Origin of the sequence: Asanoa sp. NPDC049475 (assembly GCF_040676915.1) — a bacterium.
Classification (GTDB): domain Bacteria; phylum Actinomycetota; class Actinomycetes; order Mycobacteriales; family Micromonosporaceae; genus Asanoa.
On the sequence record NZ_JBFAPY010000007.1, the window covers coordinates 187080 to 203158 of the forward strand.

The 16079-nt window shown below is 71.0% G+C and carries 19 protein-coding genes; 8 read left to right on the top strand and 11 right to left on the bottom strand.

Going from position 1 to position 16079, the window contains the following annotated elements:
- Window positions 1-8 precede the first annotated feature (8 nt).
- The gene (locus tag AB0J88_RS28125) at window positions 9-467 is read right to left on the bottom strand and encodes an Lrp/AsnC family transcriptional regulator (RefSeq protein ID WP_364350534.1); all 459 of its coding nucleotides are present in this window, start codon (window positions 465-467) and stop codon (window positions 9-11) included.
- A gap of 58 nt (window positions 468-525) precedes the next feature.
- Between AB0J88_RS28125 and ddaH the strand changes: the two genes are divergently transcribed.
- Window positions 526-1359: a dimethylargininase gene (ddaH, locus tag AB0J88_RS28130; protein ID WP_364350531.1), complete on the top strand. Its 834-nt coding sequence runs from the start codon at window positions 526-528 to the stop codon at window positions 1357-1359.
- A 1-nt stretch (window position 1360) separates the two neighbouring features.
- Here ddaH and AB0J88_RS28135 read toward each other — a convergent pair whose 3' ends face one another.
- Window positions 1361-2563 (bottom strand): ABC transporter substrate-binding protein, encoded by a 1203-nt coding sequence (locus tag AB0J88_RS28135; RefSeq protein WP_364350528.1) that lies wholly within the window; start codon window positions 2561-2563, stop codon window positions 1361-1363.
- Between the two features lie 88 nt (window positions 2564-2651).
- Window positions 2652-3467: an alpha/beta hydrolase gene (locus tag AB0J88_RS28140; RefSeq protein WP_364350525.1), complete on the bottom strand. Its 816-nt coding sequence runs from the start codon at window positions 3465-3467 to the stop codon at window positions 2652-2654.
- Between the two features lie 57 nt (window positions 3468-3524).
- On the opposite strand from AB0J88_RS28140, the gene AB0J88_RS28145 reads away from it, so the two are divergent.
- A complete protein-coding gene (locus AB0J88_RS28145; RefSeq protein ID WP_364350522.1) occupies window positions 3525-4118 on the top strand; it encodes a bacterial proteasome activator family protein in 594 nt (197 codons plus the stop codon).
- Here AB0J88_RS28145 and AB0J88_RS28150 read toward each other — a convergent pair.
- The 6 genes from AB0J88_RS28150 to AB0J88_RS28175 form a co-directional block, all read right to left on the bottom strand.
- Entirely contained in the window at window positions 4115-4912 is a 798-nt protein-coding gene (locus AB0J88_RS28150) for an HAD family hydrolase (RefSeq protein WP_364350519.1), read from the bottom strand. The two genes, AB0J88_RS28145 and AB0J88_RS28150, sit on opposite strands and share 4 nt — an antisense overlap.
- Window positions 4909-5730, bottom strand: coding sequence for an HAD family hydrolase (locus AB0J88_RS28155; RefSeq protein WP_364350516.1), 822 nt, complete (start codon window positions 5728-5730; stop codon window positions 4909-4911). The genes AB0J88_RS28150 and AB0J88_RS28155 overlap by 4 nt, the downstream gene beginning before the upstream one ends.
- Before the next feature lie 165 nt (window positions 5731-5895).
- Window positions 5896-7161, bottom strand: coding sequence for a serine--tRNA ligase (serS, locus tag AB0J88_RS28160; protein ID WP_364350513.1), 1266 nt, complete (start codon window positions 7159-7161; stop codon window positions 5896-5898).
- Window positions 7162-7206: 45 nt separating this feature from the next.
- Window positions 7207-7944 (bottom strand): hypothetical protein, encoded by a 738-nt coding sequence (locus AB0J88_RS28165; RefSeq protein WP_364350510.1) that lies wholly within the window; start codon window positions 7942-7944, stop codon window positions 7207-7209.
- Window positions 7945-7991: 47 nt separating this feature from the next.
- Complete coding sequence (locus AB0J88_RS28170) at window positions 7992-9584, bottom strand: NAD(P)/FAD-dependent oxidoreductase (RefSeq protein WP_364350507.1); 1593 nt, start codon at window positions 9582-9584, stop codon at window positions 7992-7994.
- Window positions 9584-10234, bottom strand: coding sequence for an NAD(P)-binding domain-containing protein (locus tag AB0J88_RS28175; protein ID WP_364350504.1), 651 nt, complete (start codon window positions 10232-10234; stop codon window positions 9584-9586). The genes AB0J88_RS28170 and AB0J88_RS28175 overlap by 1 nt, the downstream gene beginning before the upstream one ends.
- A 37-nt stretch (window positions 10235-10271) precedes the next feature.
- Here AB0J88_RS28175 and AB0J88_RS28180 point away from each other — a divergent pair, with 37 nt between their 5' ends.
- The 4 genes from AB0J88_RS28180 (at window position 10272) to pheA (ending at window position 13086) form a co-directional block, all read left to right on the top strand.
- Window positions 10272-10700: an OsmC family protein gene (locus tag AB0J88_RS28180; protein WP_089250222.1), complete on the top strand. Its 429-nt coding sequence runs from the start codon at window positions 10272-10274 to the stop codon at window positions 10698-10700.
- Window positions 10701-10731: 31 nt separating this feature from the next.
- Window positions 10732-11091, top strand: a complete 360-nt coding sequence (locus AB0J88_RS28185; RefSeq protein WP_364350501.1) for a metallopeptidase family protein — start codon at window positions 10732-10734, stop codon at window positions 11089-11091.
- Between the two features lie 104 nt (window positions 11092-11195).
- Window positions 11196-11930: an AIM24 family protein gene (locus AB0J88_RS28190; RefSeq protein ID WP_364350498.1), complete on the top strand. Its 735-nt coding sequence runs from the start codon at window positions 11196-11198 to the stop codon at window positions 11928-11930.
- A gap of 208 nt (window positions 11931-12138) precedes the next feature.
- The gene (gene pheA / locus AB0J88_RS28195) at window positions 12139-13086 is read left to right on the top strand and encodes a prephenate dehydratase (protein ID WP_364350495.1); all 948 of its coding nucleotides are present in this window, start codon (window positions 12139-12141) and stop codon (window positions 13084-13086) included.
- Window positions 13087-13101: 15 nt separating this feature from the next.
- Here the strand turns inward: pheA and AB0J88_RS28200 are convergent, their stop codons facing one another.
- Together AB0J88_RS28200 and AB0J88_RS28205 are read right to left on the bottom strand one after the other, a co-directional pair.
- On the bottom strand, window positions 13102-13590 hold the full coding sequence (locus AB0J88_RS28200) for a hypothetical protein (protein ID WP_364350492.1): 489 nt from the start codon (window positions 13588-13590) through the stop codon (window positions 13102-13104).
- Between the two features lie 79 nt (window positions 13591-13669).
- Window positions 13670-14062, bottom strand: a complete 393-nt coding sequence (locus tag AB0J88_RS28205; RefSeq protein ID WP_364350489.1) for an ACT domain-containing protein — start codon at window positions 14060-14062, stop codon at window positions 13670-13672.
- A 117-nt stretch (window positions 14063-14179) separates the two neighbouring features.
- Here AB0J88_RS28205 and AB0J88_RS28210 point away from each other — a divergent pair, with 117 nt between their 5' ends.
- Both AB0J88_RS28210 and AB0J88_RS28215 read left to right on the top strand, forming a co-directional pair.
- Window positions 14180-14527: a YciI family protein gene (locus AB0J88_RS28210; protein ID WP_364350486.1), complete on the top strand. Its 348-nt coding sequence runs from the start codon at window positions 14180-14182 to the stop codon at window positions 14525-14527.
- Window positions 14527-15753 carry an RNA polymerase sigma factor gene (locus AB0J88_RS28215; RefSeq protein ID WP_364350483.1) on the top strand — a complete coding sequence of 409 codons (1227 nt, stop codon included), beginning with the start codon at window positions 14527-14529 and terminating at the stop codon, window positions 15751-15753. Before AB0J88_RS28210 ends, AB0J88_RS28215 begins: the two co-directional genes overlap by 1 nt.
- The last annotated feature ends 326 nt before the right edge of the window (window positions 15754-16079 follow it).

Consider the following 16079-nt stretch of genomic DNA (forward strand, 5'->3'; position numbering starts at 1 on the left):
CCAAGAGTTCAGTTCGGTGCCGGCACGATGTTGGGCGCGTCGACCAACCGGCTCAGGACGATCATGCTGCGGGTCGAGGTGACGAAGGGTTCGGCCCGCAGCCGCTCCAGCGCCTGCTCCAGGTGGGCGATGTCGGCGGCCCGCAGGTGCACCAGGGCATCCGCCTCGCCCGACACCGTGTACGCGCCGACCACCTCCGGGTGCCGGCGGGTCGCCACGGTGAGCTGGGCCGGGGTGGTCCGTCCGGTGCAGTAGAGCTCCACGAACGCCTCGGTCGTCCAGCCGACCGCGGCCGGATCGACCACCGCGGTGAAGCCCCTGATCACCCCGGCGGCGCGCAGTCGATCGACGCGTCTCTTCACGGCAGGGGCGGAAAGCGAGACCCGTTCGCCTATCTCCGAGTACGAGGCCCGTGCGTCAGCGACGAGCGACGCAATGATTCGCTGGTCTACGTCGTCGATCTGCAACGTTTCGCCTCTCGCAAGCAAGAGATTCGGCTGTCTTGACCACGAAGAGTACCTGATCATGGTGATCGTGAAGGACGAGCGGATGTCGCGTAAGCGGACATATCTCATGTGCCCGCCAGAGCGGTTCACGGTGTCGTACGCCATCAACCCCTGGATGGACACCAGCGCGCCGGTCGACGCCGAGCTCGCCCTCAAACAGTGGCAGCTGCTCCGCGAGACGCTCGCCGGGCTCGGCCACACCGTGCACGTGCTCCCGGCCGAAGACGGCCTCCCGGACATGGTCTACGCCGCGAACGGCGCCTTCACCGTCGACGGTACGGCGTTCGGCGCCCGCTTCCGGTACCCGCAGCGCGCCCGGGAGGCCGAGGCCCACCGCGCGTTCTACGACGAGCAGGGCTGGGCGTACGTCGAGCCGACCGAGATCAACGAGGGCGAGGGTGATTTCGCCTACCTGCCCGAGGCGTACGGCGGCATGATCCTCGCCGGGTACGGCTTCCGCACCGAGGCCGTGGCGCACAGCCACGCACAGGAGGCCCTCGGCCGACCGGTGATCTCACTGCAGCTCGTGGACCCGCGCTTCTACCACCTCGACGTAGCCCTGGCCGCGCTCGACGACAAGCGGATCACGTACTACCCGGGTGCGTTCTCCGCCGGATCGCGGCGCGTGCTGGCCCAGCTCTTCCCCGACGCCCTGATCGCCGACGAGACCGACGCCCTGGCCTTCGGTCTCAACCTGGTCAGCGACGGCCGCAACGTCGTGCTCAACAGCGAAGCCACCGGCCTGGCGACGAAGATCGCGCAGGCCGGCTACACGCCCGTCCCGGTCGAGCTGAGCGAGCTGAAGAAGGGCGGCGGCAGCGTCAAGTGCTGCGTGGCGGAGCTACGCGGCTGACTCAGCCGAGCGTCGCCAGCTCGTTGATCACCACGTTGGCCAGCACCGGCCCGTCCCGGCGCACCTGACGCAGGTACCACTTCTGCTGCGGGGTGCGGGTCTGGTTGAACTGCCACTCGCCGCGCGGGCTGTCGACCAGGCCAATCTTCCCCATGGCGAGGTTGACCGCTTGCGGGGTCGGGTTCGGGCCGGCCAGGCGCACGGCCTTGTCGATCACCTGCGCGGCGTCGTAGGAGGCGACCGCGTAGGTGGTCGGCGTCGCGCCGTACTTGTTGCGGAAGAGGGTCGCGAACTCCCGGTTGGCGGCGTTGTTGAGGTCCGGCGAGTAGTTGAGCGCGGTGAAGACGTCGTTGGCCTCGTTGCTCTTCAGCTCGCCCAGCACCTCGCCCTCGGTGAGGAAGCCCGGCGCGTAGATCTGGCCGCGGTAGCCGTCGTTGTGCAGCTGGCGCAGGAACTCGACGGCGGCCTGTCCACTGTAGAAGCAGTAGATGGCCTCCGGGTTGCCCTGACGTACCTTGTCGATCTCGCTCTTGAAGAACGTCTTGGTGGGCTCGGCGACGTATTCCGTCCACACCGGACCTGCAGACAGCCGGGGGTCGTTGACGCCGAACTTGTTGCGGAAGCCCTCGACCGCGTCGCGGCCCGCCTCGTAGTTCGGTGCGATGATGCCGATCTTGCCCTTGACGTTCTCGGCGACGTACCCGGCGAGCGCCTCGCCGGCCTCGTTGTTCACATAGGACGTGCGCCAGATGTAGACCACGCTCTGGAGCGCGGACGGCGAGGCGGCGGAGCCGATCAGCGGGATCCGGGCCTGCTCGACGGTGTCCCGGATGCCGAGCATCACGGTCGAGCTCACGACGCCGGTCAGCGCCAGCACGCCCTGCTTCAGCAACCCGTCGAGGGCGGCCTTGCCGGACTCGACGGTCTCGCCCTCGTCGGCCACGGCCAGTTGCACATGGTGCCCGCCCAGCCGCTGGTCGTTCATCTCTAGATAGAGGTTGAAGCCCCGGGTCAGCTCGTCGCCGACGGTCTTGTAGCCGGCGCTCTGCGGCACGATCAGGCCGATTTTGATCGGCTCGTCACTGACCAGCCGGTTGCCGTCGGCCGCGTCCGCGGAGTCGTCATTGCCGCACGCGGCCAGGAAGCCCGCGGCGCCCAACCCCGCGAACAATCGCAACGCCTGCCGACGATCAATCTGCGACACGGAAACGACCCTCCCCGACCGAGTGGGCTGATTGCCACACTCCCCCGGGGTTCCTACCGTCTGGACGACGCTGCGTCAATGAATATGATCACCGCCGCAAGGACCGCAACGCCTCCGTCACCTTTCGCCAGGCTGCGGACCGCGGATCAATCAGCTCGAAATGCCCTGTTTCAGGCAGTTCCAAGAGCGTGATTTCGTTATCAACCGTGCCTGCTGCGGCGACGAACCGGCGACTCAGGTCGATCGGAACCTGCACATCCGTCGTTCCGTGCAGGATCACTATCGGTAACCGTAACGGTATCGACGGGAGTGGGTCCGCTGCGGCGTACGCCTCGGCCCGCGCCGAGGGTCCGCCGCCGAGCAGCGCTTCCACGGCGCCGCCGTCGAGGTCCAGCCGGTGCGCCTCGGGTAGGTCCGCGACCGGCGCCAGCGCCAGCACCCCGGCGGGCATGGCATCCGCCGGGGCGTGCGCGGCGTACCAGAGCGCGAGGTGGCCACCGGCGGAGTGACCGACCAGGATCGGTGGACCCTCGATCGGCGCCGGCCGACCCAGCTCCGCCGCGACCTCGGCGACCAGCGCCGGCAACGCCGCCACGCCGGCCAGCACGTCCTCGAAGGTGGTCGGCCACCCGCCCTCGGCATCCGGCCCGGTCCGCCGGTACTCGAGCTGGGCGACCGCGTAGCCAAGCGCGGCCAGGTCGGCGGCCAGATGTCCGGTATGCGCGCGGTCGTACTCAGCGCGCCAGAACCCGCCGTGGACGACCACCACCAGCGGCCCGGCGCCGGTGAGCGGCAGCCGGACGTCGGCGACGTGGTCGGCGTGCGGCCCGTAGCGCACGACTGCGTCGGGGGGCGGTGGCGGCAGTATGAGCACGTCGCGTGGGTCCGGTTCGCGTGCGGCCATGCGCGGAACGCTAGCTTGCCGGGTCCGGGAAGCATCGGCCGGCGGGGTTGGGGAAAGATGGGACCCATGACCGATACCCCAGGAGCGCCGGACGAGCAGGCCGAGCCCAACCGGCGGTCGGGCACCGTGGTGGTGGTCGGGCCGGACGGCCGACCGGTCGGCACGGTCGACACCGACAACGGCGGCGAGGAAGACCCCGGCCGTCAGATCGAGCAGCCGGCGAAGGTCATGCGGATCGGCAGCATGATCAAGCAACTGCTGGAAGAGGTACGCGCGGCGCCGCTCGACGAGGCCAGCCGGGTCCGCCTGCGCGACATACACCAGCGTTCGATCATCGAGCTCGAAGACGGCCTGTCGCCGGAGCTGCGCGACGAGCTCGAGCGGCTGTCGCTGCCGTTCAGTGAGACGTCGACGCCGAGCGAGGGCGAGCTGCGGGTCGCGCAGGCCCAGCTGGTCGGCTGGCTGGAAGGGCTCTTCCACGGCATCCAGGCCGCCCTGGTGGCCCAGCAGATGGCCGCCCGCATGCAACTGGAGCAGATGCGTGGCGGCCGCCCCGCGCTGCCGCCCGGCGCCGTGCCCGGCGTGATCCCAGGCATGCCCGGCACCAACCCGCCGCAGGAGGGCGGGCGGGGCACCGGCCAGTACCTCTAGCTCGGGAGCAGCTTTTCCAGAAAGCTGGCGACGCCGTCGTCCTCGTTGCTGGCGACCACCTCGTCGGCGATCTCCTTCACCGCCGGGTGCGCGTTGCCCACCGCGACCGCGCGCCCGGCCCAGGCCAGCATCGGCACGTCGTTGGGCATGTCGCCGAACGCCGTCACCTGGGCTGCCGGCACGCCGAGCCGGTCGCAGTACCAGGCCAGTCCGGCCGCCTTGGTGACGCCGGACGCGGACACCTCGACCAGGCCGGACGTCGACGAGTGGGTGGCCTCGCCCACCCCGGCCAAGGCCTTGGAGATCTGGTCGGCGAACTCGTCCGGGTCGCGGTCGCCGGCCCGCACCAGCAGCTTGACCGCGGGCTCGGTGAGCAGCTCCTTGACCGCGTGCACGGCCTCGACACCGCCGTGCTCGCTGTCCCACCGCATCGGATAGTCGACGTGGTGCCGCATCTGCCGGCCGTCGACGATCTCGACCGCGAGCACCGCCTCGGGCACCTCCTCGGCCAGCCGGCGGGCGATCTCCTCGAGCGCGTCGGGCGCCAGGGGGTCGGCCCGCAGCACCTGGTCGCGCATCGGGTCGTAGACGACGGCGCCGTTGGCACAGACGGCCGGCAGCGGGATGGCCAACTGCGCGTAGACCGTCCGGAGCCAGCGGATCGGGCGCCCGGTCACGAGCACCACCGGCACGTCCGCGGCGGCGGCCCGCTCGAGGGCCTCTGTCGTGCGGGGGCTGATCGTCTTGTCGGCGCGCAGCAGGGTTCCGTCGAGGTCGGTGGCGATCAACATCATCTAGACAGTAGCCGGTCGAGGTATACGGCCACCCCGTCGTCCTCATTGCTCGCCGTGACCTCGTCGGCGGCGGCCCGGACCAGCGGGTGCGCGTTGGCCACGGCCACCCGGCCCCAGCCGGCCCACCCGAACATCGGCAGGTCGTTGGGCATATCGCCGAAGACCAGCACGTCGGCGGGGTCGACGCCGATGGCCTCGGCGACCACCGCGAGGCCCGTGGCCTTGTCGACGCCCGGCGGCAGGATCTCGATGAAGCCGAGCCCGGCCTGGGTGACGTTGGCCGTCGAAGGGGAGACGATGCGGACGGCGGCGGTGAGCAGCTCGTCGACGTCGTGGCCGGGTGCGCGGGCGAACGCCTTGATCACGTCGCCGGAGAAGCAGTCGGCCCGGGCGCGCTGCTCGAACCGGTCGGGGTAGCGCCAGGCCGGGTCGGGATCGCCCCAGAGCGGGTCGTCGTGCCCGTCGAGCGCCTCGACCATCACGGTCAGCGGGCCGACCGCGGCCTCGAGCTCGGCGATCACCGGGGCGAGCACGCGGCCGGACAGGCGGGCGTCGCGCAGCACGATCGGATCAGCCGGGTCGGTCTGGTCGACGACCCGGCCGCCGTTGGCCATCACCAGGAAGTCGGCGTCGCGGATGTCGTTGCGGGTGAGCTCGGTCAGGCGGGGGCCACGCCCGGTGGCGCCGACGATCGGGATGCCGGCCGCGCGTACCCGGTCGAGCACCTCATGGGTGTAAGCGGACACGGTGTCGTCGTTCCGCACGATCGTGCCGTCGAGGTCGGTCGCGACCAGTTTTGGCAGGCCCGGTCGGGGCATGGCTCCTCCTCGCCCCGACCGGTGACGGACCGCCGGGAGGAAGCCGCGAGCGGCCGGGCAGCAACCGTACCTCGCACTCGGTAGCCCAGCCATGACGTTTGGGAGAAATCGTCGCAGCCGGGCAGCGGCCACGCAGGTGTGGCCGCGCCGGCTGAAATCCCCAGGTCAGGAGCGCTTGACCGGCTCCAGGACCTCGCGACCGCCCAGGTACGGCCGGAGCGCCTTGGGCACGACCACCGAGCCGTCGGGTTGCTGGTGGTTCTCCAGGATCGGCACGATCCAGCGCGTGGTGGCCAGCGTGCCGTTGAGCGTCGCGGCGATCTGGGGCTTCCCGGCCTCGTCGCGGTAGCGGATGTTGAGCCGACGAGCCTGGAACGTCGTGCAGTTGGACGTCGAGGTCACCTCGCGGTAGCGACCCTGCGACGGCACCCAGGCCTCGCAGTCGTACTTGCGGGCCGCGCTGCTGCCGAGGTCGCCGGCGGCCGTGTCGATCACCCGGTAGGGGACCTCGACCTTGGCCAGCATCTCCTCTTCCCACGCGAGCAGCCGCAGGTGCTCCTCTTGTGCCTGCTCGGGCCGGCAGTACGAGAACATCTCGACCTTGTCGAACTGGTGCACCCGGACGATGCCCCGCACGTCGCGCCCGTATGAGCCGGCCTCCCGGCGGAAGCAGCTCGACCAGCCCGCGTAGCGGACCGGCTCGCCGAGATCGAGGATCTCGTTGCTGTGGTAGGCGGCCAGTGGCACCTCGCTGGTGCCGACCAGGTAGAGGTCGTCGGCCTCGAGCCGGTAGACCTCGCTGGCATGCGCACCGAGGAAACCGGTGCCCTCCATGGCCTCCGGCTTGACCAGCGCCGGCACGATCGACGGGGTCAGGCCGTATTCGACCGCCTGCGCGATCGCCATCTGCAGCATGCCGAGCTGGAGCAGGGCGCCGACACCGGTCAGGTAGTAGAACCGGCTGCCCGATACCTTGGCGCCGCGCTCGACGTCGATCGCGCCCAGCAGCTCGCCGAGCTCCAGGTGGTCGCGGGGGCTGTCCAGCTCGGGTTTGGTGCCGACCTCGCGCAGCACGACGTAGTCGTCTTCGCCGCCGGCCGGTGCGCCCGCCTCGACCACGTTGGAGACCCGTAGCTGCGCCTGGCGCAGGGCCGCGTCGGCCTCGGTGACCGCCGTCTCGGCCGCCTTGACCTCGCCCGAGAGCTCCTTGGTGCGGCCCAGCAGCTCGTCGCGCTCGGCGCCGGTCGCCTTGGGCATGAGCTTGCCGAGCTGCTTCTGCTCGGCCCGCAGCGCCTCGAAGCGCTGGACGGTGGACCGCCGGGCCTCGTCGGCCGCGAGGAGGTCGTCGACGACGGACTCGGACTCACCCCGGGCTCGCTGGCTGGCGCGCAGAAGATCGGGATCGTCACGAAGCAGTCGAAGGTCAATCACGGTAAATCAGCCTACCGGGACCCCTGGAACGCGGTCGCGCGGATATCAGCGGCCGCGGTCGTCGCCGCCGTCCGGATGGGTGAACGGGCGTGCCGGCTGCACGGTGAGGTCGAGTGGTGCCGCCGCCGCGATCTCGGCGGCGGTCTTGTCGCGCGTCGTGCGCTGCGGTGGCCAGCCCCACGCCGCGCCGGTCGTGGCTTCGGACTCGGGACCGACCTCGCGCGGACGGCCGCTCAGCAAGAGGGCCAGGCCGGCCAGGAGCACGGCCACGAAGGCGAAGGTGAGGCCGCCGCGGTAGTCGACGTCGATCTCTTCCTGGAAGAGGAAGAAGAAGCTGCGCAGGATGTAGTTGTCGATGTTGGCGGTGGTCGCGACCAGCACCGCGAGGGACGCGCCGGCGACGGTCAGCCCGGTCAGCCGCGCGACCGCGCGGGATGCCGGTGGGCCGGCGACCGCGAGCACGGTCGCGACCGTGAGGATCAGCAGGCACAGCAGGAAGCCCACGGCCAACGTGCCGAGGTCGCCCACGTGGAACTCGGTGAGCCGTTCGGCCTGTTGCCCGCTGTTCGGGTCGGACTCGCCCAACGGCAGCATGACCGAGAACCACGGCGCGATCAGGGCGGCACAGGCGGCTGCGCCGGCCAGCGCGGCGGCGACCGTGGTCAGCATCCGCCGGTCGCCGAAGACCCGGTGCAGCCGTGCGCCGAACGGCCACGAGCCGTCGGCTCTGGGTTCGTCGGCACCGAACGCGACGACGGCCGGGCCGGAGGGCTCTGCGGACATGCCCATCAGCATGCCACGGCCCGCCGACCGCTGGGGTGCTCAGTTGATCAGGGCCGGCGCCGGCGGTCGCGCAGGATCTGCTTGACCACGTTGCGGCCCGGGATGCCGGTCACCCCGCCACCGCCGTGGGTCGCGCTGCCTGCTTGGTAAAGACCCCTGATCGGCGTACGCAGGTCGGCATAGCCCGCCGCCGGTCGGCCGTGGAACATCTGGCCCGGTGTCAGCTCGCCGTGGAAGATGTTGCCGCCGACCAGGCCGTACTCCTGCTCCATCGTGTGTGGACCGATGACCTGGCGGCCGATGACCGAGCCGGCGAACCCGGGAGCGACCGTCTCCAGACGCTCCACCAACCGGTCGGCGTACGCGTCGAGCTCGGCGGTGTGCGGAGCGGCCGCGTAGGTGTGCGGCACCCATTGGGTGAACGCGCTGACCACGTGCTTGCCCTCCGGGGCGAGCGTCGGGTCGAGGACCGACGGGATGCAGATGTCGGCGAACGGCAGGGTGGCCGGGCTGCCGGCGGACGCTTCAGTGAACGAACGTTCGATTTCTTCCAGCGAGTCGGCAAGCACGATCGTGCCGCCGTGCACCTGCGGGTCGTACGCCGGATGGCTCGTGAACGTGGGCAGCCGGTCGATCGCGAAGTTCACCTTCACGGTGCCGGACCGGCTGCGCCACGCCTCGATGTCGGCCACGAAGTCGTCCGGCAGCTCGGCCCGGTCCAGCAGCTCCAGGAACGAGATCCGTGGGTGGGCCGTGGTGATCACGGTCGGCGCGCGCAGCTCCGTACCGTCGGCCAGGGTGACGCCGTGGACCGCGCCGCCGCGCGTGTCGATCCGGGCGACCGGCGACCCGGTCCGGATCTCCGTGCCGAAGGCGCGGGCGGCCGCCGCCATCGCCTGGGTGACGCCGCCCATGCCGCCGCGCGGGAAGCCCCAGCCGGCCTGCTGGCCGCCGGTCTGGTCGAGGTGGTGGTGCAGGGTCACGAAGCCGGTGCCGGGGCTGCGTGGGCCGGCCCAGGTGCCGATCACCCCGGAGACGCTGAGCAGGCCGCGCATCGCGTCGGACTCGAAGCGGTCCTCGACCAGGTCGGCGATGCTCGCGGTGAACAGCCGGGTCAGGTCGACGGCGGCGCGCACGTCGACGCGGCGCAGCCGGCCGGCCAGCCCCGCCTGCGCGGCCAGGTCCAGCGGTCGCTTCGAGCCCAGCTTCGGCGGAATCTCGTGCAGCAGCGGGCCGACCAGCCGGCCGAGGTGGGAGAGCCAGGCGTCCCAGCGTTCGTACGCGTCGGCGTCCCGGGCGGAGAACCGGCTGATCTCCCGGTGCCGCTCCGCGGGGTCGTCGGGGAGCCGCAGGTAGCGGCCGTCGGCGCGCGGCGCGAAGTACGGCCCCTGCGGGTAGACGTGGTAGCCGTGCTCGACCAGTCGCAGGTCCCGCACCATGTCGGCGGGCAGGAGGCTAACCACATAGGACAGGCTGGTGACGGTGAAGTCGGGGCCGAACGGCTGCTCGGAGACCGCCGCGCCGCCGACCGTGTCGCGCCGTTCGAGCACCAGCACGCGGCGACCGGCCCGGGCCAGATAGGCCGCCGCCACCAGTCCGTTGTGGCCACCGCCGATGACGATGACGTCGTACGCCGCCATCAGCCCTGGATCACGTTGATGTTGAAGGCGAGGTTGCCGTCGAGGGCGCGCAGGATCGACACCCAGAGCGGCAGGTACATCTCCATGCCGCGGGACGCCTCGATGCCGCCGAGGTCGAGGACGTTGGTGGCGGCCCAGCCGAACTCGCCGAGGAGCGCCGTCACGACGCGCTTGGCGTCGGGGTCGTTGCCGGCGACGAACATCGTGTGCTGACCGGGGACCAGGGTCGGCTCGACCATCACGCTGCCGTTGACGGTGTTGAGGCTCTTGACGACTCGGGCGTCCGGGAAGGCGCGCTGGAGCTGCTCTCCGACGCTGTCGGTGTTGCAGACGCTCAGCCGCATCTCGCCGGTGGAGAAGTCGAGCGGGTTGCTGACGTCGAGCACCACCTTGCCGGCCAGGGCTTCGTTGCCGCCGGCCATCCGCAGCGCGTCGACCGCGTACTGGCCGGCGGTGGCGTTGATCACGAGCTCGGCGCCGGTGACCGCCTCGGCGAACGTGCCGCTCCGGGCCGCGTGTGCCTCGGCCCACTCCAGTGCGCGCGGATTGTCCGATTCGCGCGCACCCATCGTGACGTCATGGTCAAGATTGCGCAGCCGGGTACCGAAGGTCTGACCAACCGCGCCGGTGCCGAGGATGCCGATCCGCATCCAGCAATCATGCCGGACCGTGGACTAGCGTCGAGGCATGCCAATCCGCACTTCTTCCGCCCGCTGGTCGGGCAACCTGACCGAAGGTTCCGGGACGATCCGCACCGGCAAGGGCGGTTTCGAGGGGAACTACAGCTTCAAGTCGCGCTTCGAGGAGGGTGAGGGCACCAACCCCGAAGAGCTCATCGGCGCCGCACACGCCGGTTGCTTCTCGATGGCCTTCTCGAAGGGCCTCGCCGACGCCGGCCACACCCCGACCTCGGTCGAGACCACCGCGAAGGTGCACCTCGACAAGACCGACGCCGGCATGACGGTCACCCGGATCGACCTGGACAGCGTCGTCGACGCCCCGGGCATCGAGGACGGCGAGCTCCAGAAGATCGCCCAGGGTGCCAAGGAGAACTGCCCGATCTCGCGCCTGCTTTCCCCTGGCGCCGAGATCACCATGACCGCCCGGCTCGCCTGAGTCGGTCTTCCGTCGCGACCGGCACGGCACAATGGGAGCCGTGCCGGTCGAGATGAGTCGCGAGCGCTTCGAGGAACTCGTCGGCGACGCGCTTGACGAGGTCCCCCAGGAACTGCTCGACCTGATGAACAACGTGGTGATCCTGGTCGAGGACCGGTCGCCACCGGGCACCCGGCTGTTGGGCCTCTACGAGGGCCACGCGCTCACCGACCGCGGCTGGAACTACGCCGGGGTGCTGCCCGACCGGATCACCATCTACCGGCTGCCGATCCTGTCTATCTGTGACACCGACGAGGACGTGGTCGACGAGGTCGCGGTCACGGTCGTCCACGAGATCGCCCACCATTTCGGGATCGACGACGAGCGCCTCCACGAGCTCGGCTGGGGCTGATGCCGCGAAGGTCAAGGTCGGTTTGGCGACAGTCGGCGCTTGGCGTTTGCGCAGGTTACCTACGCTCTTGTGCAGCACTCACCAGTCGATGGAGGAACGCACAGATGCGTAGCGCGCTGTTTTCCGCGGAGAACCTGGAGAAGGAGTCGGATCAGCCGGGCATGCGGCTGCAGAACTCCAAGATGCTCAAGATCGAGCTTAACGGTGAGTGCATGGCGCGCACCGGTTCGATGGTCGCCTACCAGGGTCAGGTGCAGTTCCAGGCCCTCGGCTCGGGCGGCATCGGCAAGTTCCTCAAGCAGAAGCTGACCGGCGAGGGTGTGCCGCTGATGAAGGTCAGCGGCCGCGGCGACGTCTTCCTGGGCGACCGGGCCGCCGACATCCACCTGGTCGACCTCGAGCACGGCGACGCCCTGTCGATCAACGGTGCCAACGTGCTGGCCTTCGACTCGTCGCTTCAATACGACATCAAGATGGTCCAGGGCATGGGCATGATGTCCTCCGCCGGCCTGTTCAACTGCGTGTTCAGCGGCCAGGGCCGGATCGCCATCACCACCAAGGGCACGCCGGTCGTGCTCAACGTCGACCAGCCGACCTACGTCGACCCGCAGGCCGCGATCTGCTGGTCGCACAACCTCCAGACCGGCTACCACCGCGCCGACCAGCTCGGCCTCGGCACGCTGCTCGGCCGCAGCACCGGTGAGGCCTTCACGATGAGCTTCGCCGGCCAGGGCTTCGTCGTCGTGCAGCCCTCCGAGGAGCCCCCGGGCGGCATCGCGGGCGCGGCCGGCGGCCAGCAGCAGAGCGGCGGCGTGCTGGGCGGCCTCCTCGGGAACTGAGTTGCTGGCCGCGCCTCCGGCACGGCGGCTTCGCGCCTCTTAGCTGGTGCGGTGTGGCTCCGGGCGCTGACGACTTCGTCGCAGCGTCCTCACCACACCGCACCAGCGGCGCTTCGCGGACTGTGGGTGCGGTTCGCGGGGCGCCGAGTCCCGCTCGGCGCCAACCCCTTCGGGGGTTGCTGTTCGCCCGCCGCCTACTCTGAACCTTATGCCGGGAACGCCTCCTACCAGGTATGTCTTCCTCGGGCCCGAGGGGACCTTCGCCGAGCAGGCGTTGCGGACCATTCCGGCCGCCGAGCGCGGTCAGCGCACGCCCGCCCGGAGCGTCGGTGAGGCGCTCGACGCGGTGCGCTCGGGCGACGCCGACGCCGCGCTGGTGCCGCTGGAGAACTCGATCGGTGGGGGCGTTGGCGTCACCCTCGACGAGATGGTCGCCGGCTCGCCGTTGGTGATCACGCGCGAGGTGGTGCTTCCCGTCGAGTTCGTGCTGGCCGCCCGCGCCGGTGTCGGCCTCGCCGACATCCGCTCGGTCGCCGCCCACCCGCAGGCGTCCACGCAGTGCCGGGGCTGGTTGCGCGACAACCTGCCGGACGCCGTCGTCGTCGACGTGCTGTCCAACGGCGCCGCCGCGCGCAGTGCCGCTGCCGGCGAGCACGACGCGGCGATCTGCGCGGCGATCGGCGCCGCGCAGCAGCGGCTCACCGTGCTGGCCGAGAAAATCGCCGACCACGGCGACGCGGTGACCCGGTTCGTGCTGGTCTCCCGCCCGGGCACGCCGCCACCGCCGACCGGCGACGACCGCACCTCGCTGGCCGTCTACATCGCGCACGACCGGGTCGGCGCGTTGCTCGCGGTGCTGATGGAGCTGGCGGTGCGCGGGGTCAACCTGACCCGCATCGAGTCGCGCCCGACCGGCGAGGCACTCGGCCGCTACGCGTTCTTCCTCGACTGCACCGGGCACGTGGCCGACGACCGGATGGGCGAAGCGCTGCGCGGTCTGCGCCGGGTGAGCGCGGAGGTGCGCTTCCTGGGTTCGTACCCGCGGCACCGCTGGACCGGCTCGGAGGGCGACGGCCCGGTGCCGGCGCCGCCCGGTCAGTCTGATGTGGACTACGCGGACGCCGCGGCCTGGCTGGCCCGCATCCGCCAGGGCTAGGACGGGCCCTGGGCCCTACAACGACGGCGGGAGCGCGTCGCAGGCGGCCGCGCGGATCCCCGCCGGTGCGCCCGCGCGCACCTCGATGCTGCACACGTCGGTGCCGGCGGTGATCAGCCGCAGCGTGTTGCCCTTGATCTCGCTGACCGCCTGGAGCGGGCCGTTGCTGGTGTCGAGCACGCTCCACTGCCAGGTGCCGGCGCACATCGGGCCGACCGTCACCCGCCCGTTGTACGACGAACCGAGCATTCCGCGCCGCTTCAGCAGCGTGATCACCTGGGCGGCGGACGGCCGACCGCCGCACGCGACGGCGGGACTCTCCGGAAAGCCGGTCGTCGCGGTCGGGCTCGGCGGCGGCGGTGGGGGCGGCTGTGGCGCCAGCGTGCTGGGGCTCGGGCTCGCGGTCGCCGATGGGCGGGGGACCGTCGTGCCGGGCGGGTTCAGCTCCGGCGGGGTGCCGCAACCGGCCGCGAGCAGGGCGACCGTCGCGGACGCGGCAAGCATGCCAAGGGGGATGGGGCGGCGCACGGTACCTCGGGGTGGGGCATCGACTGGGGTGAGGGCCAGGCCATCGTATGCCCGCTCAGACGGTCACCGGATGCCCGGCCTGGTCGAGCGTCGCGACCGCTTCCGCGAGGCGGACGCTCGGCACGAGGATGTAGTCGGTGTCGTAGGTGGAGAACGCCATGATGTTGACGCGGGCCGCGGCCAGCGGGGCGACCATCGAGGCCAGGATGCCGGTGAGCGCGAAGTCGAGCGGGCCGGCGACCCGCAGGCAACGCCAGGGTGCCTCGGCGGTGGCGCCGTCCGGCACGAGGTCGGCCCGGCAGATCACGGAGACCTCGTCGGCCGTCCAGGTCACCGAGACCACGGAGTTCTTGCCAGCGCTGCCGTCGACCAGGTCCGGTGGGAGCGCCGAGCCGGGCGGAAGCCGGCAAACCGCGTAATCCTCCGGCAAAAGATCAAGAGCAGGCATGACAGGAAGCGTACGACCAGACTGCCGCTCGGAAGAACTTTTTCCCGGTCGGTAGTGGGCGGGCCAACTCGTTCGTCGTAGAGGTGGAAGCTGACGCGAAATGGAAAGGAACCGGAGATGAAGTACTTGTTTCTGATCTGCGTCGAGGCACCCGGCAACGAACCGGGAGCGGAGTCCATCGATGCGGCCGGTGGGCCGATGCCCGTCGAGGACTGGGTCACGGAGATGGACACGCGCGGCGCGCGGCTGGACGGCAACCGGGTCCGGCCGGGTTCGGACGCCACCACGGTGCGGGTGCGCAACGGGGAGGTGGTGGTGCTCGACGGGCCGTACGCGGAGACCAAGGAGCAGATCGCCGGCTTCGACATCATCGAGGCGGCGAACCTCGACGAGGCCATCGAGATCGCGGCGAAGCACCCGATGGCCTGGGCCGGCATGGTCGACGTCCGGCCGTTCTGGGACTGATGGCGGACGTCGACGCCGAGGTCGCCGCCGTCTACCGCGCGGAATGGGGTCGCGTGGTGGCGGCGGTGATCCGGCTGACCGGTGACTGGGACCTCGCGGAGGAGTGCGCCCAGGACGCGTTCGCGAAGGCGCTGGAGCGTTGGCGGCACGAGGGTGTGCCGTCGCGCCCCGGCGGCTGGCTGGTGGTGACGGCGCGCAACAGGGCGCTCGACCGGGTGCGCCGGGCCGCCGTCGAGGCCGAGAAGCTGCGGGAGGTGGTCGCGATGCCCCAGCCGGAGATCGTGCCCCACAGCATCCCTGACGACCGGCTCGAGCTGATCTTCACGTGCTGCCACCCGGCCCTGGACCAGGAGGCGCAGGTGGCGTTGACCCTGCGCACGCTGGCGGGGCTCTCGACGGCGGAGATCGCCCGCGCGTTCCTGCTGCCGGAGAAGACCATGGCCCAGCGGCTGTTCCGGGCAAAGGGCAAGATCCGCAATGCGGCGATCCCGTTCCGGGTGCCACCGGACCACCTGCTGCCGGACCGCCTGGCGGCCGTGCTCGCGGTGGTCTATCTCCTTTTCAACGAGGGGTACGCGGCCACGGCCGGCACCGACCTCGTCCGGGTCGACCTGACCGGCGAGGCGATCCGGCTGGCCGAGGTGCTGGTCGCGCTGATGCCCGACGAGCCCGAGGCCGCCGGCCTGCTGGCCCTCATGACGCTGCACGACGCCCGCCGGGCGGCCCGGTTGGACTCCTCCGGCGAGCTCGTGCCGCTGGAGGACCAGGACCGCTCGCGCTGGGACACCACCAGGATCGCGGAGGCCGACGCGCTGCTCCGCCGTGCGTTGCGGCGCGGGCGCCCCGGCCCGTACCAGGTCCAGGCCGCCATCGCCGCCGTCCACGCGACGGCACCGACAGCGGCGGACACGGACTGGACGGAGATCGCGGGCCTCTACACCGAACTGGCCAAACTGACGCCGTCACCGGTGGTCGAACTCAACAGAGCGGTAGCGGTAGCGATGGCCGACGGCCCACAGGCCGGCCTGGCCCTGGTCGACCGCCTTGCCGCAACAGGCGCCCTGCGCGGCTACCACCTGCTGCCGGCCACCCGCGCGGACCTCTTGCGCCGGCTGAACCGCCGAGCGGAAGCGGTCAAGGCCTACGACGAGGCCCTGACCCTGACCACATCAGACCCGGAGCGAACCTACCTCCTACGCCGCCGCACGGAAGTCGCTGACCACTAGGCACGACCCATGCGGCCGCGCCGTGGCGGCTGGTGGGAAGGTCGCGACCTGTTATCGGCGCGACGCGCCGATCGCGGGGTGGCCTGCGCGGAGGTCGTTCGTGTGGCGGTGGGCCGGTGGGTGGTCATGATCTGTTGCCGGCGCGATGCGCCTTGCGGCGATGACCCGCGCGGAGGTCGCTGATCGCTGGCTGTGCGCGATGCGCCCAAGCGGCGAACGCGCGACGGTTGGTAAGTGTTCGAAGCTGCGCCAACCGCGAAGGTGGCAGCGCAGCGCAGCGGAGCGGTCCCCGGCGGGAGCAACGGTCCGGACCACCACGGCCCCGG